General features: G+C 72.9%; 26 protein-coding genes. 17 read left to right on the top strand and 9 right to left on the bottom strand.

The genetic code is table 11. The annotated features are described in order from the left end of the window. Nucleotides 1-73: 73 nt before the first annotated feature. From ABD709_RS04900 to ABD709_RS04885, 4 genes are read left to right on the top strand one after another with little or no spacing between them, the layout of a single operon-like run. Nucleotides 74-496 (top strand): phage holin family protein, encoded by a 423-nt coding sequence (locus ABD709_RS04900; RefSeq protein WP_344772871.1) that lies wholly within the window; start codon nucleotides 74-76, stop codon nucleotides 494-496. Continuing rightward, entirely contained in the window at nucleotides 489-683 is a 195-nt protein-coding gene (locus ABD709_RS04895; RefSeq protein ID WP_344772869.1) for a DUF3618 domain-containing protein, read from the top strand. The genes ABD709_RS04900 and ABD709_RS04895 overlap by 8 nt, the downstream gene beginning before the upstream one ends. Beyond that, nucleotides 683-1,771 carry a YihY/virulence factor BrkB family protein gene (locus ABD709_RS04890; protein WP_344772867.1) on the top strand — a complete coding sequence of 363 codons (1,089 nt, stop codon included), beginning with the start codon at nucleotides 683-685 and terminating at the stop codon, nucleotides 1,769-1,771. Before ABD709_RS04895 ends, ABD709_RS04890 begins: the two co-directional genes overlap by 1 nt. 8 nt (nucleotides 1,772-1,779) lie before the next feature. After that, complete coding sequence (locus ABD709_RS04885) at nucleotides 1,780-2,076, top strand: DUF4235 domain-containing protein (RefSeq protein WP_344772865.1); 297 nt, start codon at nucleotides 1,780-1,782, stop codon at nucleotides 2,074-2,076. Nucleotides 2,077-2,082: 6 nt separating this feature from the next. Here the strand turns inward: ABD709_RS04885 and ABD709_RS04880 are convergent, their stop codons facing one another. Further along, nucleotides 2,083-2,256 carry an acyl-CoA thioesterase family protein gene (locus tag ABD709_RS04880; RefSeq protein ID WP_344772863.1) on the bottom strand — a complete coding sequence of 58 codons (174 nt, stop codon included), beginning with the start codon at nucleotides 2,254-2,256 and terminating at the stop codon, nucleotides 2,083-2,085. Further along, on the bottom strand, nucleotides 2,253-2,519 hold the full coding sequence (locus ABD709_RS04875) for an acyl-CoA thioesterase (protein ID WP_344772861.1): 267 nt from the start codon (nucleotides 2,517-2,519) through the stop codon (nucleotides 2,253-2,255). The genes ABD709_RS04880 and ABD709_RS04875 overlap by 4 nt, the downstream gene beginning before the upstream one ends. Nucleotides 2,520-2,620: 101 nt before the next feature. Between ABD709_RS04875 and ABD709_RS04870 the strand changes: the two genes are divergently transcribed. From ABD709_RS04870 to ABD709_RS04855, 4 genes are all read left to right on the top strand, one after another. Continuing rightward, complete coding sequence (locus ABD709_RS04870) at nucleotides 2,621-3,208, top strand: TetR/AcrR family transcriptional regulator (RefSeq protein WP_344772859.1); 588 nt, start codon at nucleotides 2,621-2,623, stop codon at nucleotides 3,206-3,208. A 171-nt stretch (nucleotides 3,209-3,379) separates the two neighbouring features. Further along, a complete protein-coding gene (locus ABD709_RS04865; RefSeq protein ID WP_344772857.1) occupies nucleotides 3,380-5,161 on the top strand; it encodes a DUF429 domain-containing protein in 1,782 nt (593 codons plus the stop codon). Nucleotides 5,162-5,258: 97 nt separating this feature from the next. Next, the gene (locus ABD709_RS04860) at nucleotides 5,259-6,065 is read left to right on the top strand and encodes a methyltransferase domain-containing protein (RefSeq protein ID WP_344772855.1); all 807 of its coding nucleotides are present in this window, start codon (nucleotides 5,259-5,261) and stop codon (nucleotides 6,063-6,065) included. A 7-nt stretch (nucleotides 6,066-6,072) separates the two neighbouring features. After that, nucleotides 6,073-8,850: a helix-turn-helix transcriptional regulator gene (locus ABD709_RS04855; RefSeq protein WP_344772853.1), complete on the top strand. Its 2,778-nt coding sequence runs from the start codon at nucleotides 6,073-6,075 to the stop codon at nucleotides 8,848-8,850. Here the strand turns inward: ABD709_RS04855 and ABD709_RS04850 are convergent. Next, nucleotides 8,831-8,992: a hypothetical protein gene (locus ABD709_RS04850; RefSeq protein ID WP_344772851.1), complete on the bottom strand. Its 162-nt coding sequence runs from the start codon at nucleotides 8,990-8,992 to the stop codon at nucleotides 8,831-8,833. The genes ABD709_RS04855 and ABD709_RS04850 overlap by 20 nt on opposite strands. Before the next feature lie 37 nt (nucleotides 8,993-9,029). Between ABD709_RS04850 and ABD709_RS04845 the strand changes: the two genes are divergently transcribed. Then, nucleotides 9,030-9,746: a VOC family protein gene (locus tag ABD709_RS04845; protein WP_344772849.1), complete on the top strand. Its 717-nt coding sequence runs from the start codon at nucleotides 9,030-9,032 to the stop codon at nucleotides 9,744-9,746. 6 nt (nucleotides 9,747-9,752) lie between these two features. Here the strand turns inward: ABD709_RS04845 and ABD709_RS04840 are convergent, their stop codons facing one another. Next, a complete protein-coding gene (locus ABD709_RS04840; RefSeq protein ID WP_344772847.1) occupies nucleotides 9,753-10,871 on the bottom strand; it encodes a sensor histidine kinase in 1,119 nt (372 codons plus the stop codon). Beyond that, entirely contained in the window at nucleotides 10,864-11,544 is a 681-nt protein-coding gene (locus ABD709_RS04835) for a response regulator transcription factor (RefSeq protein ID WP_344772845.1), read from the bottom strand. Before ABD709_RS04835 ends, ABD709_RS04840 begins: the two co-directional genes overlap by 8 nt. Before the next feature lie 88 nt (nucleotides 11,545-11,632). Here ABD709_RS04835 and ABD709_RS04830 point away from each other — a divergent pair, with 88 nt between their 5' ends. The 3 genes from ABD709_RS04830 (at nucleotide 11,633) to ABD709_RS04820 (ending at nucleotide 14,427) form a co-directional block, all read left to right on the top strand. Next, the gene (locus tag ABD709_RS04830; protein ID WP_344772843.1) at nucleotides 11,633-12,268 is read left to right on the top strand and encodes a M15 family metallopeptidase; all 636 of its coding nucleotides are present in this window, start codon (nucleotides 11,633-11,635) and stop codon (nucleotides 12,266-12,268) included. Nucleotides 12,269-12,301: 33 nt separating this feature from the next. Further along, a complete protein-coding gene (locus tag ABD709_RS04825; RefSeq protein WP_344772841.1) occupies nucleotides 12,302-14,089 on the top strand; it encodes a M1 family metallopeptidase in 1,788 nt (595 codons plus the stop codon). 77 nt (nucleotides 14,090-14,166) lie between these two features. Further along, nucleotides 14,167-14,427, top strand: coding sequence for a TraR/DksA family transcriptional regulator (locus tag ABD709_RS04820; protein WP_344772839.1), 261 nt, complete (start codon nucleotides 14,167-14,169; stop codon nucleotides 14,425-14,427). A gap of 254 nt (nucleotides 14,428-14,681) precedes the next feature. Here ABD709_RS04820 and ABD709_RS04815 read toward each other — a convergent pair whose 3' ends face one another. Beyond that, nucleotides 14,682-15,374, bottom strand: a complete 693-nt coding sequence (locus ABD709_RS04815) for a DinB family protein (RefSeq protein WP_344772837.1) — start codon at nucleotides 15,372-15,374, stop codon at nucleotides 14,682-14,684. A 54-nt stretch (nucleotides 15,375-15,428) separates the two neighbouring features. Between ABD709_RS04815 and ABD709_RS04810 the strand changes: the two genes are divergently transcribed. After that, nucleotides 15,429-16,685, top strand: coding sequence for a kynureninase (locus tag ABD709_RS04810; protein WP_344772835.1), 1,257 nt, complete (start codon nucleotides 15,429-15,431; stop codon nucleotides 16,683-16,685). 12 nt (nucleotides 16,686-16,697) lie between these two features. Next, nucleotides 16,698-17,063, top strand: coding sequence for a DUF1330 domain-containing protein (locus ABD709_RS04805; RefSeq protein ID WP_344772833.1), 366 nt, complete (start codon nucleotides 16,698-16,700; stop codon nucleotides 17,061-17,063). A 6-nt stretch (nucleotides 17,064-17,069) separates the two neighbouring features. Here ABD709_RS04805 and ABD709_RS04800 read toward each other — a convergent pair whose 3' ends face one another. Next, nucleotides 17,070-17,519 (bottom strand): TspO/MBR family protein, encoded by a 450-nt coding sequence (locus ABD709_RS04800; protein WP_344772831.1) that lies wholly within the window; start codon nucleotides 17,517-17,519, stop codon nucleotides 17,070-17,072. 29 nt (nucleotides 17,520-17,548) lie between these two features. Beyond that, complete coding sequence (locus ABD709_RS04795; protein WP_344772829.1) at nucleotides 17,549-18,196, bottom strand: maleylpyruvate isomerase N-terminal domain-containing protein; 648 nt, start codon at nucleotides 18,194-18,196, stop codon at nucleotides 17,549-17,551. Nucleotides 18,197-18,293: 97 nt separating this feature from the next. Here ABD709_RS04795 and ABD709_RS04790 point away from each other — a divergent pair, with 97 nt between their 5' ends. Next, complete coding sequence (locus ABD709_RS04790) at nucleotides 18,294-18,854, top strand: NYN domain-containing protein (RefSeq protein ID WP_344772827.1); 561 nt, start codon at nucleotides 18,294-18,296, stop codon at nucleotides 18,852-18,854. Between the two features lie 16 nt (nucleotides 18,855-18,870). On the opposite strand, the gene ABD709_RS04785 is transcribed toward ABD709_RS04790, so the two are convergent. After that, nucleotides 18,871-19,428 (bottom strand): methyltransferase family protein, encoded by a 558-nt coding sequence (locus ABD709_RS04785; protein WP_344772825.1) that lies wholly within the window; start codon nucleotides 19,426-19,428, stop codon nucleotides 18,871-18,873. Between the two features lie 32 nt (nucleotides 19,429-19,460). Between ABD709_RS04785 and ABD709_RS04780 the strand changes: the two genes are divergently transcribed. Together ABD709_RS04780 and arr are read left to right on the top strand one after the other, a co-directional pair. After that, nucleotides 19,461-19,763 carry a hypothetical protein gene (locus ABD709_RS04780; RefSeq protein ID WP_344772823.1) on the top strand — a complete coding sequence of 101 codons (303 nt, stop codon included), beginning with the start codon at nucleotides 19,461-19,463 and terminating at the stop codon, nucleotides 19,761-19,763. Beyond that, nucleotides 19,760-20,170 carry an NAD(+)--rifampin ADP-ribosyltransferase gene (arr, locus tag ABD709_RS04775; RefSeq protein ID WP_344772821.1) on the top strand — a complete coding sequence of 137 codons (411 nt, stop codon included), beginning with the start codon at nucleotides 19,760-19,762 and terminating at the stop codon, nucleotides 20,168-20,170. Before ABD709_RS04780 ends, arr begins: the two co-directional genes overlap by 4 nt. Nucleotides 20,171-20,201: the final 31 nt, after the last annotated feature.

The raw sequence follows: 20,201 nt of genomic DNA, 5'->3' as shown, positions 1-20,201 counted from the left end.
CGCTCGACCGCTGCGTATGCGCGGCGCCTGACCGGGCACCGCCCAAGGACAAGCAATCCTTGGGAGGCGCCAGGTGAGTCAGGACTATGACGTGGCGACGACGCCCGTCGCCACGGAACCGGAGAAGCAGTCGACGGGCGAGCTCGTCTCGCGGCTGTCGCAGGACATGTCACAGCTGGTCCGCGACGAGATGCGGCTCGCGCAGGCCGAGCTGACCGAGAAGGGCAAGCGGGCCGGCATCGGCGCCGGGATGTTCGGCGCGGCCGGCCTGCTGGCGCTGTACGGCGTCGGCGTCCTCATCGCCACGGTCGTCCTCGCCCTGGCCCTCGCGATGCCCGCGTGGCTGGCGGCGCTGATCGTCGCGGTCGTGCTGTTCGCCGCCGCCGGGGTGGTCGCGCTGATGGGCAAGAAGCAGGTCACCCAGGCGACGCCGCCGATCCCCGAGCGGACCGTCGAGAACGTGAAGCGCGACGTGCAGGCGGTGAAGCATGGCTGAGCACCGCGCAGACGTCGCCGCCATCGAGGCCGAGCTCCAGCGCACCCGCGAGGACCTCGCGCAGACGATCGACCAGCTGACGGCCAAGGCGAAGCCGGATCGGTCGACCCTGATCAAGGTCGGAGCGGTGGCCGCGGCGGTGATCGCCGCGGTCGTCGTGCTCAAGCGGCGCAAGGCGCACCACTGATGGGTTCCCACGCGCGGCGCGCATCGGATCGGGCCCCGGCGGCCGAGACCGACGCGGCGGAGCCGGACTCGCCTACCGACCTCACGAAGCCGTCGTGGTGGTACGTCCTGCGCAAGACCGCGCGCGAGTTCTCCGACGACCAGTGCACCGACCTCGCCGCCGCGCTGACCTACTACGCGGTGCTGGCTCTGTTCCCGACCCTGATCGCGGTGCTGTCCCTGGTCGGGCTGGTCGGCAAGGGCCCCGACACGGCCAAGACCCTGTTGCAGATCCTTCGTGACGTCGGCGCCAGCGGTGCCGCGGACACGCTCCAGCCGACCATCCTGCAGCTGAGCCAGGCCGAGAACTCCGGCATCGCGTTCGTGATCGGGCTGGTGGCGGCCCTGTGGTCCGCGTCCGGCTACGTCGGCGCGTTCGCGCGGGGGACCAACCGGATCTACGAGATCGACGAGGGCCGGCCCATCTGGAAGCTGCGCCCGACGATGCTGCTCGTCACCCTCGTGACGGTGGTGCTGACCGCGCTGGTCGGCATGGCCCTGGTCGTGACCGGGCCGGCTGCCGATGCCGTCGGGAAGGCGATCGGAGTGGGCTCGACGGCGGTGACGGTCTGGAACATCGCGAAGTGGCCGGTCATGCTGGCGGTCGTCGTCGTGATCGTCGCGCTGCTCTACTACGCGACGCCCAACGTGAAGCAGCCCAAGTTCCGCTGGATCAGCGTCGGTGCGGTCGCGGCGATCCTGGTGTGGATCGTGGCGTCGGTGGCGTTCGGGTTCTACGTCGCGAACTTCTCCAGCTACAACAAGACCTACGGGTCGCTGGCCGGCGTGATCGTCTTCCTGCTCTGGCTCTGGATCACCAACCTGGCCCTGCTGTTCGGCGCCGAGCTGGATGCCGAGCTCGAGCGCGGGCGCGAGCTGCAGGCCGGTATCCCGGCCGAGGAGGCCATCCAGCTGCCTGCCCGAGACACCCGGAAGAGCGACAAGGCAGCCGAGAAGGAGCAGGAGGACATCGAGCGCGCCCGACAGCTGCGGCTGACCCATGGCGCCGACGACGACCTCGAGACGACGAGCACGGGAAAAGGACGATGACCGCCACGATGAGCGCTGAGAAGCAGACCAGCAAGTCCGCCAAGATCCTCTACCGGCCGTGGGGCCTGATCGGCAGCCTGCTCGGCGGTCTGATCGCCGGCCAGGTGTTCCAGCAGATCTGGAAGCGGGTCGATCCGCAGGGCACCGACGACCCGCCGAAGCCGCTCGAGTCGGAGTACCCCCTCAAGAAGATCCTGGTCGCCGCGGTCATCCAGGGCGCGATCTTCTCGCTCGTCCGGGCGCTCATCGCCCGCGGTGGCGCGCGGGCGTTCGAGCGGTGGACGGGGGAGTGGCCCGGCGACTGAGCCGGGTCAGGCCGCCGGCCGCTCCACCCCGGGGCCGAGGAGGGGAGCGGCCTTCTCCCACACGTCCGCGGGGATCGGCGTCGGCCGCAGGTCGCGCGCGTCCAGGAACACGACGACGCGCCGCCCGTCGGCGTGGCAGACGGCGCGGTCGGCGGAGAGCACCTGGAAGCGGTACGTCACGCTCGTCGTACGGCGCGCTCGACCCAGAAGTGCACGTCCACGTCGGTGATGCCCAGGACCGGCTGGTGGTAGGTCAGCTGCAGGTCGCGGATGACCAGCACCGACTTGCTCGGGTCGAGCCGCCAGCCCGCCTCCACCCAGAAGTCCTGGACCGCGTTGTCGAAGATCGTGGCGTAGCGCGCGTGGTAGAGCATGCCGAACCCGTCGAGGTCGGCCAGGTGGATCCGCTGGCGGACGACGACGCCCTGGCTGGTGTCGATCACGGGGCATCCCTCCTCTGAAGTATTTACGACCGATCGGTCGTGATGTGGTCGAGGCTACGCGCCGTCGCGATTTACGTCCAGTCGGACGTAGAGTGATCTACATGACCGAGACCGCCGTCGACGGCCGCCGCGCCCGCGGTGACGCGACCCGCACCAAGGTGGCTCGCGAGGCGGCGATGATCGCCACCGTCAGCGGGCTCGACTCGATCTCGGTCGGCGGCCTGGCCGAGCGTGCCGGCGTCAGCAAGAGCGGCATCCTCACCGTCTTCGGCAGCCGCGAGGCGATCCAGGTCGGCGCCGTCGCGCAGGCGCGGCGGATCTACATCGAGACGGTCATCGCGCCGGCCTGGGACAGCGAACCCGGCCGGCCGAGGCTGCGCGCCCTGGTCGGGAGCTGGCGTCGCTACCTCGAGGACCAGGTCTTCCCGGGTGGCTGCTTCCTGGCCAGCGCGATGGTCGAGTACGGCCACCGCGACGGGCCGGTCGCCGAGGCCGTGCGCCGGCTGCACCGCGAGTGGCTGGACCTGCTCGAGTCGGAGCTGCGCACCGCGGGCGCGGCGGACCCGGTCGCCGACGCCTTCCGGATCGACGCGCTCCTCGACGGCGGCAACAACCGCTTCCAGCTGTACGGCGACCGCGCCGACCTCGACCTCGGCTGCCGCCTGGCGCTGGAGGTCGTCGGCGACTGACCCGGCGGGCGCGGATTGGTTGCGCTAGGGCGCAGCCGGCGGCTCTGTTCAGTCATGGTTTGTCTCCAAGGGTGAGGTGCACCACTCATGGTGGTAAGCCCCCAGTTACCTGGCAAACGAATCCTTTGGGCGCAAGCCATCTGCTCAGGTGATGACTGGCAGGCTGCACCCATGCACTTCGTCGGAGTCGACCTCGCGTGGGGTGAGCGCAAGCCCACCGGTCTGGCCGTGCTGGACGACGCCGGCCACCTCCTGCACGTCTCGGCGGCGGACGGCGACGACGAGATCGCCGAAGCGCTGGCGCCGTACGTCGAGGGCGACTGCGTCGTCGCGATCGACGCGCCGCTGATCGTCGTGAACGAGACGGGCAACCGGCCGGCCGAGGCGGCGCTGAACAAGGACTTCGCCAGGTACGACGCCGGCGCGCACCCCTCGAACACGAAGAAGCCGGAGTTCGCCGACCGCCCGCGCGGCGCGCGGATCGCAGCGCGGCTCGGCCTCGACATGAACCCGCGGTCCGGTCGGTCGCGGCGGGCGATCGAGGTCTACCCGCATCCCGCGACCGTGGCCCTGTTCCGGCTCGGGCGCACGCTGAAGTACAAGAACAAGCCCGGGCGCGACCTCGAGGACCTCCGCGCCGAGCTGCTGGTGTTCGTCGGGCTGCTCGAGGGGCTCGCGGCCGCCGATCCGCCGCTGCTCGTGGAGGGCGACCCCGAGGGCGCGCGGGCGTGGCGGGCCCTGGCGAGCGCGGTCGCGAGCGCCCAGCGCAAGAGCGAGCTGCGCGTGGTCGAGGACCAGGTCGACGCGGTCCTGTGTGCCTACATCGGGATGTTCGCCACGCGGCGGCCCGAGGCGACGACGACGTACGGCGACTTCGAGACCGGCTACATCGTCACCCCGACGCTGCCCGACGACCTCACGCCGACGCCGCGCGGCAAGGCCGGCGCCGACGGGCCGCGCGACATCACCGCGGCGGTGACGGCGTACGCCGAGCTGCAGCCGGAGCTGCGTCTCGCCACCGAGCAGTACGTCGACCTGGTGCTCTCGATCCTCGATGACGCGGGCATCAACTACCTCACGGTCACCGGCCGGGCGAAGTCGGTCGCGTCGTTCGCGGCCAAGGCGGCACGGACCGAGGCCGACGGCAGTCCGGCGTACGCCGACCCGCTGGTCGACATCACCGACCAGATCGGGCTCCGGGTGATCACCTACGTGCAGAGCGACGTGCAGGCCGTCGTCGACCTGCTCGGCGACCAGATGGTTGTGCACGACGACCGGGACATGGGCCGGGAGACCGCGAGCCTGGGCCGGTTCGGCTACGCGAGCCGGCACCTCCTCGTCGGCCTCGACCCGGACCGCGACGCGCAGCCGGCGTACGAACGGCTCCGCGGTCGGATCGCCCAGGTCCAGATCCGGACGGTCCTGCAGCACGCCTGGGCCGAGTTCGAGCACGACATCCGCTACAAGGGCACGATCCCGGAGGAGCACGTGCCCGACTTCGACCGTCGGTTCACGCTCGCGGCGGGCCTGCTCGAGCTGGCCGACCAGGAGTTCTCGACGATCCGCGACCGGCTGCGCGGCGGCACGACCGACCCCGCTGAGGAGGATGAGGGCGAGGACGACGACCCACGGATCAGCCCGCGCGAGCTCGCGGCCTTCCTCGCCGGCCAGTACGCCGACGCCGGGTGGTCGCGCACGGACCACTACGAGTGGATCGCCGGCCTGGTCCTCGAGCTGGGCATCACCTCGATCGCCGAGCTCGGCGACGTGCTGCGCCCGATCGACGCCGCGATGCTGGTCGAACGGATGGACTACCGCTACCCGCCCGGCGCCGTGCGCCGGCTCGACGACGCGCTGCTCTGGACCTATGGCGACACCTACGTCGACCTGCGCGGCAACGCGCACCGGGCCGCGGCCCTTCGGGCGCGTCTGGCGAAGATGCGCGCCGGCTGACCGCCCCGCGCCAATCCGGGGGAGGCACCCCCATGCGCCGGCCGCGCGGGCGCGGCAGCCTCGCTGTCACCAGATCCGAGAGGGGACAGTGATGACGATGTCGGTTGCGAGGACGTTCCGCGAGGCAGAGGTGGGCGACGCCGCCGCGGAGCTGGAGAGGTACCTGCGCGGCACGTCCGCGCTGGAGAAGGTCATGGCCGGGAAGGCCACGCGGGCGCGGTGGCTGGCGGCCAGGGCCCGGTCGGTGCTCGACGCCGGCTGCGGGACCGGGGACATGCTCGCCGAGCTCGTCGCCGAGGACGGCTGGGAACGGATCGTGGGCGTCGACCACAACCCCGACCTGCTGGCTGCGGCCCGCGAGCGCCTGGGGGGCGACCGCAGGGTCGAGCTGGTCCGCGCGGACGCGACCCGGCTGCCGTACGGCGACGGCGAGCTCGGCGCCGCGGTGGTCGAGCGCACGCTGCAGCACGTCGAGGACCCGGCCGCCGTCGTCGCGGACGTCGCCCGCGTGGTCGCGCCGGGCGGGACCGTGCTGCTCGTGGAGCCCGACTGGTCGACGCTCGGTGTCGCGTCCGGCGACCCGGCGATCACCGACGCCGTGCTCGCGTGCGTTCGCGAGCAGATCCGGCACCCGCGGGTCGGTCGCGACCTGCGGCCGCTGCTCGCCGACGCCGGGTTGACCGATGTCGTCGTGGACGCGGAGGTGCACGAGACCGCGGACCTCGGCGTCGCGCGGTTCCTCGCGCTGATCGACGACGGCCTCGCCGCGCTGCGGGCGCGGGGCGAGGCGCCGACCGCCGCCCTCGACGCCTGGGAGGCCGAGCTGGCGGCGGACGCGGCCACGGGGCGCTTCTCGGCATCGCTGGTGCTGTTCGTCGCCGCGGGCACGGCGCCTGCTCGATGATGTGCAGATGACGACGGCCGCCTACCAGCCGCGGGGCGACGAGCTCGCCGCCTGGGACCGGCTGTCGACCGGCGCGCGAGCGGGGCGTGGGGGCCTCCTCGCGATCGCCGGGCCGGCCGGCTTCGGCAAGACCACGCTGCTCGACCTGCTCGGGTCGCGTGCGGCCGGAGCCGGCCTCCGCCCGCTCCGGGCGAGCGGGCGGCTGCTGCACCGCAACGCCGCGCACAGCGCCACCCGGCAGCTCCTCGAGTCCGTGGACCTCGCTGCGGTGCCGGACGCGTTCGAGGGCGTCGCGGCCCTCGCGCGGCCGCTGCTGCTGGGCGAGAACACCAGCGCCGACGAGTTCGCCCAGCAGCACGCGCTGTTCTGGCTGCTCGCGCACGTCGCGGCGGCCGGGCCGGTCGCCGTGATCGTCGACGACGCGCAGTGGCTCGACCCCGCGTCGGCCGGCTTCCTCGCCTACCTCGCCGAGCGCCGGACCGAGCTGGCCGTGGCGATCGCGGTCGCGGGCCGGAGCGTCGGGTACGACGACGAGGTGCTCCGGCTGATCCGCACCCGCGCCGATGCCCGGTGCACCCTCGTGCCGCTGCGCCCGGACCAGGTGGTGTCGGCCGTGACGGGCGACGGCTCGCTCGATGCGGAGCTGGTCGAGACGGTGGCCGAGCTGTCCGCCGGGAACCCGTTCCTGGTCTCCCAGCTCAGCCGCGCGCTGCGCGACGGCCGCACGATCCCGGCAGGAGCGGTGGCCGACCCCGACGTCGGAGTCGTCGTCCGCGACTTCGTGAGCCTCCGGAGCGCGGAGCTGTCGCGGCCGGCCCGCGTGCTGCTCGAGGCGGCGGCGGTGGCTGGTGACGGCCAGCCGTGGAGCCTGGCGCGCGTGCTGGCGGGACCGGAGGCGGCCGACGACGCGCCGCGCGTGGAGCTGCTCGACGCGCAGCTGCTGCTCGAGGACGACCGGCTGGTCCGCTTCCCGCACGCGCTGGTCTGGGAGGCGGTCCTCGACGCGATCCCGCCGGCCCGGCGGGCGGCGGGGCACAAGGTGGCGGGTCTCGAGCTCGCCGGCCAGGGTCGGGTCGCCGAGGCGGCGTCGCACCTGCTGCTCACCGAGCCCGGTCACGACCCACGGGTGGTGGACGCGCTCGTCGAGCAGGCGGCGGACGAACGCTCCCACGGTGCTCCGGGCTCGGCGGTCACGCTGCTGCGGCGCGCGCTCGCCGAGCCGCCGTCTCCCGAGCAGGCGACCGATGTCGTGCTCATGCTGGGTGAGGCGCTGCTCGTCGTCGGCGAGGTCGGCGAGGCCGCGGAGCTGCTTCGCCGCACGGTCCGCGGCTCCGTCGACGTACGCCGCCGCGTGTCTGCCGCCCGTACGGCGGCGCGCGCCTTCGTCTTCGCCGGCGACCCGCACCGGGGCGTCGAGCTGCTCGAGCAGGTGGGCCGGTCCCTCCCCGAGGACGACCCGGGCCTCCGGGAGATCCGGACCGAGGTCAGCGGCATCGACCAGACCGAGCACTCGCTCGCGGCCGGCGCGGCGCTCGCCGCGAGTGCGACCGACGACGGCAGCGGCTTCGACCGCCGCGCCGCCGAAGCGATGAGTGCCTACGACCGGTCGATCGTCTGGACGGGCACCGCGCGCGAGCAGGTCGCCCGGTTCGAGGACCTGCTGCCCGAGGCGATCGAGGTGCTCGGCGTCGAGTCGCCGCTCACCGGGATGCTCCTCAACGCGCTCGTCGTGTCCGGCGGCCAGGGGTGGCCGGCCGCTCGATCCGCGATCGCACGGATCGACTCCGTGGCCCGGACGCAGGGTTCGACGGTGGGCGTCGCCGTCGTGGCGTCGATCAGGTCGCGGCTGCTCTTCCTGGAGGGCCGGCTCCGCGAGGCCGAGGCGGACGCCGAGCTGGGGCTGGAGCTCGCCCTCCGGGGCAGCCCGCTCGTGCTCCCCTACGCCCTCTCCGGCCTGGTGCTGAGCCGCACCTTCCAGGGCCGGCTCGAGGAGGCGGCGGAGGTGCTGGAGGGTCACGGCTACGCGGAGCGGGAGGTGCCGCAGACCTCGCCGGGCGCGAACCTGCTCCTCGCCCGGATGGTGCTGCGTCGCAGCCAGGGCCGGGTCGACGAGGCGCTCGGAGATCTCGAACGCATGGCGCCGTTCGCGCGGGGCCGTGCCGGGTGGCCCTCGCCGTGGACACCGGACGTCGTGCGGATCCTGCTGGCGGCGGGGGAGCGGGACCGGGCCGAGCACATCGCGCGGGACCACCTGAGCGCGGCCGAGGCCTGGGACGCGCCGCTGCACCTCGCCGAGGCGCGCCTCCTCGCAGCGTCCTTCGACCGCGACCGGGCGCCGGCCCTGCTCGCTGGTGCATGCGAGGCGCTCGGCGAGCTCCCGGCGGGTCTGACCCGGGCGCGCGTGCTGCTCGCGCTGGGCGCCGCACGGCGCCGTGCCAACGCCCGCGCGGACGCGCGTGAGCCCCTGCTGGAGAGCCTGTCGCTGGCTGCCGCGGCGGGCGCCGAGCCGCTGGTCGCGGAGGTCCGCGAGGAGCTGGCCGCCGCGGGGCTCCGGCCGCGGCGGGTCGAGCGCTCGGGCGTCGCCGCACTCACTCCGAGCGAGCTGCGGATCTGCCGGCTGGCGGCGGCCGGCCTGTCCAACCCGGCGATCGCCCAGGAGCTGTTCATCTCTCCCAAGACGGTCGAGAACCACCTCTCGAGCGCGTACACGAAGCTCGACATCCGCACCCGCGGGGAGCTTCGGAAGCTCGAGCTGAGCCCTTCGGTCAGCGACGGTTGCGGATGACGACGATCGCGACGACGACGAGGACCAGCAAGAGCAGCACGATGGTGCCCGCCTGCCCGCCCAGCAGGTGCCGCAGGCCGAACCCGAGACCCGGCGCCCGGCGGAGGAGCGGCAGCACGAGAAACCCGGGCGACCACAGCACCGATCCAGCCTAGCCTTGGCCCGATGAGGCGATCTCGATGACGGCGGACCTCCACGCCCTCACCTTCGCCGCGCACGATCCGACGGGTCTCGCGCGGTTCTGGGGCGGGCTGCTCGGCTGGGAGCAGAGCACGGACCGCGGCGGGAGCGTCGCGATCACTCCGCCCACCGGGGCCGGCTGCGCGCTGCGGTTCGTCCCCAGCGACCTGCCGAAGACCCGGCCGAACCAGATCCACCTCGACCTGACCAGCGAGTCGCCGGAAGCCCAGCTCGCGACCGTCGAGCGCGCGCTCCGCCTCGGCGGCCGGCCCCTCGACATCGGTCAGGGCCCCGAGGAGGAGCACGTCGTGATGGCCGATCCCGAGGGCAACGAGCTCTGCGTGATCGAGGCCGGCAACCGGTTCCTCGCGGACTGCGGCACGATCGGCGCGATCAACTGCGACGGCTCGCAGGCCGTCGGCTACTTCTGGAGCAAGGCACTGGACTGGCCGCTGGTCTGGGACCAGGACGAGGAGACCGCGATCCAGTCGCCCCGCGGCGGCAGCAAGATCGCGTGGGGCGGACCGCCGTTCGCCGCGAAGACCGGACCGGCGCGGCTGCACCTCGATCTCGTCGCGAACGGCGATCTTTCCGTCGAGGTGGACCGGCTGCTGTCGCTCGGGGCGCGGCCGGCCGGCGTCGCGCCGTGCGCCGCGGAGTGGGTCCCTCTCGAGGACCCGGACGGCAACGAGTTCTGCGTGTCCCCGACGGCCTGAGCCGCATCAGGCCAGCGGCGGCAGCCGGACCGTGACGCAGAGTCCACCGTCCGGACGGGCGGCGACGGTGAGGGTCCCGTCGTGGGCGTCGGCGATGCTGCGGACGATGGCCAGCCCGAGGCCGACGCCCGCGTGATCGGCGCGGACGCGTCCGCCGGCGCGCTGGAACGGCTCGACCAGCGTGGCGACCTCGGCCGGGTCGAGCAGGGGGCCGGTGTTCTCGACGGTGAGCCCGACCGCACCGTTGTTGCCGGTGGCGATCCGGACGCTGCCGTGCTCGGGCAGGTTGTGCACGATCGCGTTGTGGACGAGGTTCGTCGTCAGCTGCAGGAGCAGCGCGTTGGAGCCTCTCGTCAGGGCCCGCGGGGCGGACGTCTCGATGGTGACGCCGCGCTTCTCGGCGAGGGGGAGGAGCGTCTCCGTCGCCTCCTCCACCAGGAGGGACAGGTCGACGTACTCGCGTGCGAAGGAGCCCTGCTCCGCGCGGCTCAGCAGGAGCAGTGCCTCGGTGAGGTCGATCGCCCGGGTGTTGACGGCCTGCAGCCGCTCGAGGAGCTCGACGGGGTCGTGGTCGGGGTCGCTGCGGGCGACGTCGAGGAGGGTGTGGGTGATCGCCAGCGGCGTGCGCAGCTCGTGCGAGGCGTTGGCCGCGAACCGCTTCTGCTCGGCGGCCTGCGCCTCGAGCCGGGCGAGCATGGTGTCGAACGCGTCGGCGAGGTCGCGGAACTCGTCGTGCCGGCCGGGAAGCTCGATGCGGTGGGAGAGCGAGCCGTCCGCGGCGATGCGGGTGGCGCGGGTGATCCGTCCGAGCGGCGCGAGCATCCGGCCGGCCAGCAGCCACCCCCCGCCCAGCCCGACGACCAGCAGCACCCCGAGCGCGATCGCCGCCTTCGGCGCGAACGCGCGCCACAGGTCCGCTCGTCCGGGGATGAAGAGCACCGGGCTCCGCGACCCGTCGCCCGGCGCGCTGCCGCCGCGACCGCCCAGGGTGATCGCGCCCTCGGGCACGTAGCGCAGCAGGAACACCCACACCACCGCGAGCAGCAGGGCGCCCGCGAGCATCAGGAAGGCCGCGTAGCTGAGCGTGAGCCGCAGCCGGACGCTGAGCCCGGGTGGCCTAGCCACGCTGGTCCGTCCCCGGTACGTCGATCCGGTAGCCGACCCCGGGCACGGTCGCGATGACCCACGGCTCGCCGAGCCTCTTGCGCAGCGCGGAGACGGTGATCCGCACCGCGTTGGTGAACGGGTCGGCGTTCTCGTCCCACGCCCGCTCGAGCAGCTCCTCGGCGCTGACCACGCCGCCCTCGGCAGCCACCAGCACCTCGAGGACGGCGAACTGCTTGCGGGTCAGCGCGACGTACTGGCCATCGCGGTAGACCTCCCGCCGGAACGGGTCGACGCGCAGGCCGGCGACCTCGCGGACGGGCGGCCGGTGGTGGGCGCGGCGACGGTCGAGGGCGCGGAGCCGGAGCACCAGCTCGCGGAGCTCGAACGGCTTGGTGAGGTAGTCGTCGGCGCCCAGCTCGAAGCCGGTCGCCTTGTCGTCGAGCCGGTCCGCCGCGGTGAGCATCAGGATCGGCAGGCCGCTGCCGGAGGCCACGATGTGCTGGGCGACCTCGTCGCCCGACGGGCCCGGGATGTCGCGATCGAGGACGGCGATGTCGTAGCCGTTGAGGCCGAGCAGCTCGAGTGCCGTGTCGCCGTCGCCGGCGATGTCGGCCGCGATCGCCTCCAGGCGGAGGCCGTCGCGGATGGCCTCTGCCAGGTAGGGCTCGTCCTCGACGATCAGCACGCGCATCGGGGTCGATGCTACGAGCGCACGGATATCGCGGGCATATCGAAATCCGCATACGGCCCGGCAACGCCGCCGAGCCTGGACTGGGTGCATGCTCTCCACTCGTCTCGCGCCGGCCGCTCGCCGCCGCAGCCCGGCCACCGGCCTCGCGGTCCTCCTCGTCACCGTCGCGACCGTGGTGGCGGCGCTCGTCGTCCACCACTCGCTCGCGTCCTCGGACCGCTCCGCGTTCTCCGTCCTGCGCGGGGTGCACGGCGCCCACCACGACGGCATCGGCGTCGAGGACGGCGTCGTCCCCGACGGCGTGACGGTCTTCGACGACCACTACCCGGCCGTGACGCGGCTCGATCCCGACCTCCTCGACGCGCTGCGCCGGGCGGGCGGCGACGCCGCGTCGTCCGGCGTCACGCTCTACGTCAACAGCGGCTGGCGGTCCGCCCCGTACCAGCAGGAGCTGCTCGACGAGGCGGTCGGGAAGTACGGCTCCGAGGCCGCTGCCGAGCGATGGGTCTCCACCCCGGAGACGTCGCTCCACGTGGCGGGAGAGGCGGTCGACATCGGCCGTCCCGATGGGGCCGCCTGGCTGACCGAGCACGGGTCGGCGTACGGGCTGTGCCGCGTCTACGCCAACGAGCCCTGGCACTTCGAGCTGCGTCCCGACGCGGCCGCGCTGGGCTGCCCGGCGACGTACGCCGACCCGACCCAGGACCCCCGCATGCAGCAATGAGCGATGCGCGGGAGCGCTCGCTAGGTTGGTCCGGTGACTCGTGCGTTCCCTGTCGACCCCCACTCCTACGCCCGGCCCAACGAGGTCGTCGTCCAGCACCTCAGCCTCGACCTGACGGCCGACTTCGAGGAGCACCGGCTGGCCGGCAGCGCGACCTTCGACCTGGAGCACCGGTCCGCGGGTGCGACCGAGCTGGTCCTCGACACGTGGCACCTCGACATCAGGAACGTGGCCGGCGCCGACGGCGCGGCGCTGCCCTGGGAGCTCGGTGAGCACGACCCGGTCCTGGGCCGTCCGCTCACCATCCAGGTCGGCGCCGCCGACCGGGTCGTCGTCAGCTACGCGACCGACCCGGAGGAGGCGCGGGCCGTGCAGTGGCTGGAGCCGCAGCAGACCGCGTCCGGCAAGCAGTTCCTCTTCACCCAGTCCCAGCCGATCCTGGCCCGCACCTGGATCCCGTGCCAGGACAGCCCGGCCGTCCGGGCGACCTACGACGCCACCGTCCGGGTGCCGAGCGACCTGATGGCCGTGATGAGCGCGGAGAACCCGGTCGAGCGGTCGGCCGACGGCGTCTACCGGTTCGCGATGCCGCAGCCGGTGCCGGCGTACCTCATCGCCCTCGGCGTCGGCGACCTCGAGTTCCGGGAGATCGGCAGCCGCAGCGGCGTGTACGCCGAGCCGTCGGTCGTCGAGGACGCCGCATGGGAGTTCGCCGACACCGAGCGGATGATCGAGGCGGCCGAGCGGCTCTACGGGCCCTACCGGTGGGGCCGCTACGACATGCTCGTGCTCCCGCCGAGCTTCCCCTACGGCGGCATGGAGAACCCGCGCCTCACGTTCGTGACGCCGACGGTGCTCGCCGGCGACCGCTCGCTCGTGACCCTCATCGCGCACGAGCTCGCGCACTCGTGGTCGGGGAACCTGGTCACCAACGCCACGTGGAACGACGTGTGGCTCAACGAGGGCTTCACCGTCTACTTCGAGACCCGCATCGACGAAGAGATGTACGGCGCCGCGTACACCAGCATGATCCTGCGGCTCGGCCTCCAGGAGCTCGAGCGCGCCGTCGAGCAGGAGAAGCCGCGCGACACCTGGCTCGAGCTCGACCTCACCGACCCGGACGACGGCCCGTCGAAGATCCCCTACGAGAAGGGCTCGCTGTTCCTGCGGCTGATCGAGGAGACGGTCGGCCGGGAGCGGTTCGACGCGTTCCTCCGCACCTACTTCGACACGTTCGCCTTCGAGTCGATGGACACGCCGACGTTCCTCGGCTACCTGGACCGCGAGCTGCTGCGGCACGCGAGCGTCACGCCCGAGCAGCTGCAGGTCGAGGCCTGGGTGCACGGTCCCGGCGTGCCGGAGAACGCGCCGCACTTCGAGTCCGACGCCTTCGACCGCGTCGACGAGCAGGTGACCCGGCTGCTGACCGGCACCCCGGCCGCGGACCTGAGGACCGACGACTGGGTCTCCCAGCAGTGGGTCGCGTTCGTGCGGGCGCTGCCGGTCGACGCACCGGCCACGCTGCTGGCCGAGGTGGATGGGCAGTTCGGGTTCAGCGGCAGCGGCAACATCGAGGTCGCCACCGCGTGGCTCGAGCTCGCCGTCGAGTCCGGCTACGCGTTCGCGGCGCCGGTCGTCGACCAGGCGCTCAGCGACTTCCTGACCCGGCACGGGCGGGCGCTCTACATCCGCAAGGTCTACGAGAAGCTCGCGGCGACCGACCGGGGTCTCGCGCGTGCCCGGGAGATCTACGCCCAGGCGCGGCCGGGGTACCACTCGGTCTCACAGGTCACCATCGACAAGATCGTCGGTCGGCCCTGACCCCGCGGGAACGGCTCGAGGCCGAGCGGGCCGAGGCGCTGCAGCGGCTGCGGAGCCTCACCGAGGAGTACGAGGGCGTGGTCGCCGCGTCGGTGGACACGAACGCCGACGACGAGCACGACCCCGAGGGCGCGACGATCGCGTTCGAGCGCTCCCAGATCGGTGCGCTGGTCCGTCAGGTGCGCTCGAGCCTGGCCGAGGTCGACGCCGCGGTCGAGCGGCTGGAGGCCGGGACCTACGGCGTGTGCGAGGTCTGCGGCGCACCGATCGGCGACGGCCGGCTCGAGGCCCGGCCGGTCGCGCGGACCTGCATCCGGTGCGCGGCCGCCGGGCGCTGAGGTCCGGCGACCACCCCTCCGACAAACTGGTCGGGTGGTCAGTCTCCTGTTGTCGATCACCTTCGCGTGCGGGGTGGTCATCGCCGTCGCGCACGTGCTCAACCACCAGTTCGTCGCGCCGCGGTACGACGTCGCCGCCAACCTGACGGCATTCGCCTGCGCGGATGCTGCCTCGGTCCTGCTCGGCCACTGGTGGCCGGCCGCGTTCTCGACTGTCGCCTTCCTGTGCTGGATCGCCCTCGGGGTACGGACCTTCAACGCGACGATGCGATCTCCAGGTCGCGCACGGCGTAGCGAAGGTGCGCCCACTCCTCGTTGAGGATCACCTGCAGGCAGGCCAGCACGGTCATCTCGTAGTCGGGCGCCCACGGGTTCGAGCGCGTCTCGGCGAGCACGTCGTCGGTGACGGTGGCGAGGTAGTGGCGGACCATCGCCTGGTGCTCCGCGCGGACGGCGAGCACCTCCTCGTAGGACTCGGGGTCGCGGAACCCGCTCATGTCGCCGCCCTCGGGCTCGTACTCGGCGAACGGCTGGCCGATCGGGTGGAACGGCCGCTCCCGGCCGAGGACCGCGCCGTGCAGCCAGGCGTTCGTCGCGAGGACCAGGTGACGCAGGGTCTGGGCGAACGACCACTCGTCGTCGATCGAGACGTCCTCGTGGCCGGCGGCTCGTGGGAGCAGCTCGGCCCAGGCGGCCTCGACGGCGGCCCAGGCCTCGCGCAGGCCCGCGGGACGCGTGGCCGACTTCAGCTCACGGCCGGGGAACCGGCGGTTGAGCTCGCTCTCGACGTAGGGCACGACGTCGACGCCGTTGACGAGGAACGGCAGCTCGGGGATGTCGTGGTCGTCGATCTCCATGCCGGCCGCGTTGGAGCCCCGGATGACCGCCTTCGAGAAGTCGCACCGCACGAAGCGGGCGCCGGAGAAGTCCTGCTCGATGAAGTCCATGCCGGAAGGCTGGCACTCGCCGCCGACAGCGAGGCGCGGTGCTTGGATGGCGCCATGGCCGGCGACGAGGTGCTCGAGAACCTGCCCGCCCACCTCGTCGAGAAGGCGGCGAGGCTGGACGCGCACGATCCGCTGGCAGAGCTCCGCGGCGAGTTCGTGAGCACGCCGGGCGTCATCGCCTACCTCGACGGCAACTCGCTCGGCCGTCCGCTCCGCTCCACGGCCGATCGGCTCGGTAGGTTCGTCCGCGAGGACTGGGGCGACCGGCTGATCCGCGCGTGGGACGAGAACTGGATGGCGATGCCGACCGGGGTCGGCGACCTGCTCGGTCGCGTCGTCCTCGGCGCGGCTGCCGGCCAGACGGTGGTCGCCGACTCGACCACGGTGCTGCTCTACAAGCTGGTCCGTGCGGCACTGACCGCTCGCCCGGGCCGCAGCGAGATCGTGGCGGACACCGAGAACTTCCCGACCGACCGGTTCCTCGTCGAGACGATCGCGGCGGAGCTCGGGCTCACGGTGCGCTGGATCGCGCCGGACCCGGCCGAAGGCGTCACGCTCGACGAGGTGCGGGCCGTGCTGGGGGAGCGGACGGCGCTGGTGCTGCTCAGCCACGTCGCCTACAAGTCGGCGTACATCGCGGACCTGCCGGGCATCACCGCAGCCGCGCACGCGGTCGGTGCACTCGTCCTGTGGGACCTCTGCCACTCCGCGGGCGCGGTCGCGGTCGACCTGGACGCGGCCGACGTCGACCTGGCCGTCGGGTGCAGCTACAAGTACCTCAACGGCGGCCCGGGCGCGCCGGCGTTCGCGTACGTCGCCGAGCGCCTGCAGGACGAGCTCACCCAGCCGATCACCGGCTGGATGGGCGCCGCCGAGCCGTTCGAGATGGGACCACGCTTCGCCCCGGCCAGCGGCATCCGCCGCTTTGTCAGCGGCACGCCACCGATCCTGGCCATGCTGCCGCTGGTCGACATGCTCGGCCTGCTCGAGAAGGCCGGCATCGAGGCCGTGCGCACGAAGTCCGCACTGCTGACCGGGCTGGCCCTCGAGATCGCCGACGAGGCCCTCGCGCCGCTCGGCGCCGCGGTCGCCTCGCCACGCGACCCGTCCGTGCGCGGGGGACACCTGACCCTCGAGCACGACGCGATGGGCGACGTCGTCGCCCGGCTCTGGGAGCGCGGCGTGATCCCCGACTTCCGCCGTCCGCGCGGCCTCCGCGCCGGGCTCTCGCCGCTCAGCACCAGCTTCGCCGAGGTCGCCGTCGCGCTGGCGCACGTCCACGAGCTGCTCGAGCCCGCGTCCGGCAGGTGACAGGATCACGCCATGGCGGTAGACCCCAGAGGACGCGACCTGAAGGACTTTCTCGAGAGCGACGACGGCGGACCGGTGGTCATGCTCAACCTGCTGCGCTTCAAGCCGGGCGGCCGGGAGTCCTACGACCGGTACGCCGCCGCGGTGGCCGAGCGGTTCCTGCCGCGGGTCGGCGGCGAGATCCTCTACGCCGGCGACGGTCGCACGGCGCTGGTGGCCGAGGACGGGCAGGCGTGGGACGCCGTGCTGATCGTGAAGTACCCCTCGCGCGAGGCGTTCAGCAGGATGGTCGCGGACCCGGAGTACCAGCAGGTCACCCGGCTGCGCACCGAGGCTCTCGAGGAGGCCGTGCTCCAGCCGACCTCGCCGTGGGGCTAGCCAGCGCTAGGACCGTGGCTCGCTGACCGCGGTGTTCAGGGCGGTCGCGAAGCCGCACCAGGCCAGGTACGGCGTGAGGAGCGCGGCCGCGAGCTTGTCGTCGCGGCGCAGCGCCACGATCTCGGCCGCGAGCGTCGCGTCGAGGGCGCCGATGACCGCCAGTGACGCCGGCTTCCTGCCCGCGCTGAAGAACACCGAGGGCCACGCCGCATTCAGCGCGAGCTGGGTGAGGTGGAGCCGCCGCGCGCGCGGCGAGGCGCCGTACGCCCGCCAGCCCGCGACCGCGATCGTGGCGTAGAGGGTCGTCCAGACCGGACCGAACGCCGCGGCGGGCGGTGCCCAGTCGGGCTTCTCGAGGGTGGCGTAGGTGCTGGGTGCGTTGCGGGAGCCGAGCCCTCCGAGCCCGGCGGCACCGAGGACGGGCAGGACGGCGAACGCGAGGCGGCGTAGGTTCACGCGTCCTGCTTAGCCGCCCGGTCCAAGCCTCAGAGCGACACCGGGAACGCCGGCGGGAGCTCCGTCGGTGCGGGAGCGCGGCCGAGACCGGCGAGGACCGCCGACCGGTCCTCGAGGCCGGCGGGGAGCTCGGCGTCCGCGACGGCCTCGAGCGTCCGGCGGGCCCACGCGAGCCCGCTCGGCGAGTCGTCGAGGCCCAGGTCGAGCTGGTGGATCGCCAGCTCGACGACCCACGTCCCGATGAAGTCGCCGCTGCGGATCCGCCTCCCCTGGAACTCGATGACGCCCTCTGGCATCGCCCGCACCGCGCCGACCGCGCCCGTGACGGCGTCGCGCAGGTGCTCGAGGGCGCCGCTGGGGCGCGAGTACGCGCTCGACGTCCGCCTCAGCCAGAGGATGTGCGGGACCTGGTCGTCGTCCCGGTTGTCGGGGTGCTCGCTCCAGTAGGTCGCGGCGTCGCACTCCGGCTCACCGTCGGCGCGCCGGGTGCTGCCGAGCGCCATCTCCTGCAGCCCGATCCGCACGTGCACGAGGACGTCCAGCAGAGCCCAGCCGTGGCACCGCGAAGCCCCGAGCAGCTGGAGGTCGTCGCACGAGGCGACCGCGGCCAGGAACTCGTCCGCCTGGGCGGCGAAGGCCTCGACGGCGTCGTGGTGGGGAAAGGTCAGCGGCCGCACGGTCCCCAGGCTATGCGGACGGCCGGGGGTGTCGGCGAGAAGCAGGAGGCGGGTCGGCACCCAGCCATTCAACATCGAGGGGTCGTAGTCTCACCCCATGGCTGACGGGTCGCGCTCGACGTACGTGCTGGTCGACGGGGAGAACATCGACGCGACCCTCGGGACGTCGATCCTGGGCAGGCGACCGCGTCCCGAGGAGCGGCCGCGGTGGGACCGGCTCCTGCAGTTCGCCAGCGACCACTGGGACCAGCCCGCGGTCGGGCTCTTCTTCCTCGCCGCGACCACCGAGCTGCCGATGGCCTTCGTGCAGGCTCTCCTCGCGATCGGCTACCGCCCGATCCCGCTCTCCGGCGGGCCGGGCGAGAAGGTCGTCGACATCGCGATCCAGCGGACCCTCGCCGAGCTCCGGAACCGCGAGGCCGACGTCATGCTCGTCAGCAACGACGGCGACTTCGTGGAGCACACCAGCGACCTCCTCGACGGCCGCCGGGTCGGGCTGGTCGGCTTCGGCGAGTTCCGCAACAGCGCCTTCGCGGAGCTGACCGTGCGGGGCCTGGAGTCCTTCGACCTCGAGTACGACGTCGCCGCCTTCAACACCCAGCTGCCCCGGGTCCGGATCATCCCGATCGACGAGTTCGACCCCGCGCAGTTCCTGTAGGCGTCGCTCGACCCGGTCACCAGATGCCGGGGACCAGGCGCCGGCGGCCCGCCGCATAGGCCGCGTAGGACTCGCCGAGCGCGGCGTGGAGCGCGCGCTCCTCGACCCGGATCCGTACGGCGAGGCCCAGTGCGGGCAGGACGGTCGACGCGATCAGGGAGAGCCAGTTCTCCACGGCCGTGCCGACACCGAGGAGCGTGAGCAGCAGCCCGGTGTAGCTCGGGTGCCGCACCCAGCGGTATGGGCCGTGGTCGATGACCGGCTGCTCGTCGCTGACGCGCACCACGACGGTGAAGAACGGCCCGAGCACCCAGACCGCCCACTGGCGCAGGACGATGCCGAGCCACACGAGCACGATCCCGACGACGTCCATCACCTGGGCGCCCGAGTGGATCGCGCCGACCCGCGTCGACCTGCACCAGGTCGCCAGCAGGGCACCGAGCGCGATCGCTGCGATCACGACCAGGATGCTGCCGCTGTCGACCCGCGACCCGTGGCGGCGAGTGGCGCTGCGCAGGCGGATGGAGATCTCGGACACCACGAACGCCACCGCGGAGATCGAGAGCAGCGTCATGAGGCTCAGTGTGGTCGTTCTACGCTGCACAGGTGAGCGAGCCGCCCGAGCTGACGCCGGACGGGCACCACGTCGTGATCGACGGCCGCCGCTGGCGGGCGACGGACCCCGCGATACCCGAGGAGCGGCGGGCCGAGCTCACGCGGATCCTGATGGCCTGGCGGCGCGAGGTGCGCCGTACCAAGGGCACCGAGGAGGAATCGGCCGCCCGCGCCGGGGTGCAGGCCACCAAGGTCGCCCTCGGCGAGCGCGGCACCCCGTGGTGGGAGCAGACCGACGAGGAGCGCGTCGCCCGCTGGAGCGCTCAGGTCCCGGCACCTAGCCTGGAGCGGTGACCGAGGTGCTCGACGAAGGACCGTTCTTCCATGGCACGAAGGCCGACCTGCAGGTGGGCGACCTGCTGACCGCGGGCTTCCGATCGAACTACCGGCCCGAGGTGGTGATGAACCACATCTACTTCACCGCGCTGCCCGGCGGTGCGGGGCTCGCCGCCGAGCTGGCGGCGGGCGAGGGCGAGCCACGCGTCTACGTCGTCGAGCCGACGGGAGCGTTCGAGAACGACCCGAACGTGACCGACAAGAAGTTCCCGGGCAACCCCACCCGGTCCTACCGCAGCGAGGAGCCGCTGAGGATCGTGGGCGAGATGGACGACTGGCCGCGGCAGACCCCCGAGGACCTCCAGGCATGGCGTGACCGGTTGGCCGCGATCCTGGAGAGCGATCGCGGCGAGATCATCAATTGACCGGCGGCCGGCGCCGGGGACCCCGGACCTT

The sequence above is a fragment of the Nocardioides panacisoli genome, from assembly GCF_039537325.1.
Classification (GTDB): domain Bacteria; phylum Actinomycetota; class Actinomycetes; order Propionibacteriales; family Nocardioidaceae; genus Nocardioides; species Nocardioides panacisoli.
Note: the sequence above shows the minus strand (reverse complement) of the source record. Positions and strands in the feature narration are given on the sequence as shown.

What these genes read in the sequence shown, in the direction of transcription:
- ABD709_RS04785 (WP_344772825.1), bottom strand. Translation starts at nt 19,428, where the DNA reads ATGACGCTGCTCTCGATCTCCGCGGTGGCGTTCGTGGTGTCCGAGATC.
- ABD709_RS04835 (WP_344772845.1), bottom strand. Translation starts at nt 11,544, where the DNA reads ATGCGCGTGCTGATCGTCGAGGACGAGCCCTACCTGGCAGAGGCCATC.
- ABD709_RS04815 (WP_344772837.1), bottom strand. Translation starts at nt 15,374, where the DNA reads ATGGACTTCATCGAGCAGGACTTCTCCGGCGCCCGCTTCGTGCGGTGC.
- ABD709_RS04845 (WP_344772849.1), top strand. Translation starts at nt 9,030, where the DNA reads ATGACGGCGGACCTCCACGCCCTCACCTTCGCCGCGCACGATCCGACG.
- ABD709_RS04865 (WP_344772857.1), top strand. Translation starts at nt 3,380, where the DNA reads ATGCACTTCGTCGGAGTCGACCTCGCGTGGGGTGAGCGCAAGCCCACC.
- ABD709_RS04830 (WP_344772843.1), top strand. Translation starts at nt 11,633, where the DNA reads ATGCTCTCCACTCGTCTCGCGCCGGCCGCTCGCCGCCGCAGCCCGGCC.
- ABD709_RS04790 (WP_344772827.1), top strand. Translation starts at nt 18,294, where the DNA reads ATGGCTGACGGGTCGCGCTCGACGTACGTGCTGGTCGACGGGGAGAAC.
- ABD709_RS04885 (WP_344772865.1), top strand. Translation starts at nt 1,780, where the DNA reads ATGAGCGCTGAGAAGCAGACCAGCAAGTCCGCCAAGATCCTCTACCGG.
- ABD709_RS04855 (WP_344772853.1), top strand. Translation starts at nt 6,073, where the DNA reads ATGACGACGGCCGCCTACCAGCCGCGGGGCGACGAGCTCGCCGCCTGG.
- ABD709_RS04805 (WP_344772833.1), top strand. Translation starts at nt 16,698, where the DNA reads ATGGCGGTAGACCCCAGAGGACGCGACCTGAAGGACTTTCTCGAGAGC.
- ABD709_RS04860 (WP_344772855.1), top strand. Translation starts at nt 5,259, where the DNA reads ATGTCGGTTGCGAGGACGTTCCGCGAGGCAGAGGTGGGCGACGCCGCC.
- ABD709_RS04890 (WP_344772867.1), top strand. Translation starts at nt 683, where the DNA reads ATGGGTTCCCACGCGCGGCGCGCATCGGATCGGGCCCCGGCGGCCGAG.
- ABD709_RS04870 (WP_344772859.1), top strand. Translation starts at nt 2,621, where the DNA reads ATGACCGAGACCGCCGTCGACGGCCGCCGCGCCCGCGGTGACGCGACC.
- ABD709_RS04895 (WP_344772869.1), top strand. Translation starts at nt 489, where the DNA reads ATGGCTGAGCACCGCGCAGACGTCGCCGCCATCGAGGCCGAGCTCCAG.
- ABD709_RS04810 (WP_344772835.1), top strand. Translation starts at nt 15,429, where the DNA reads ATGGCCGGCGACGAGGTGCTCGAGAACCTGCCCGCCCACCTCGTCGAG.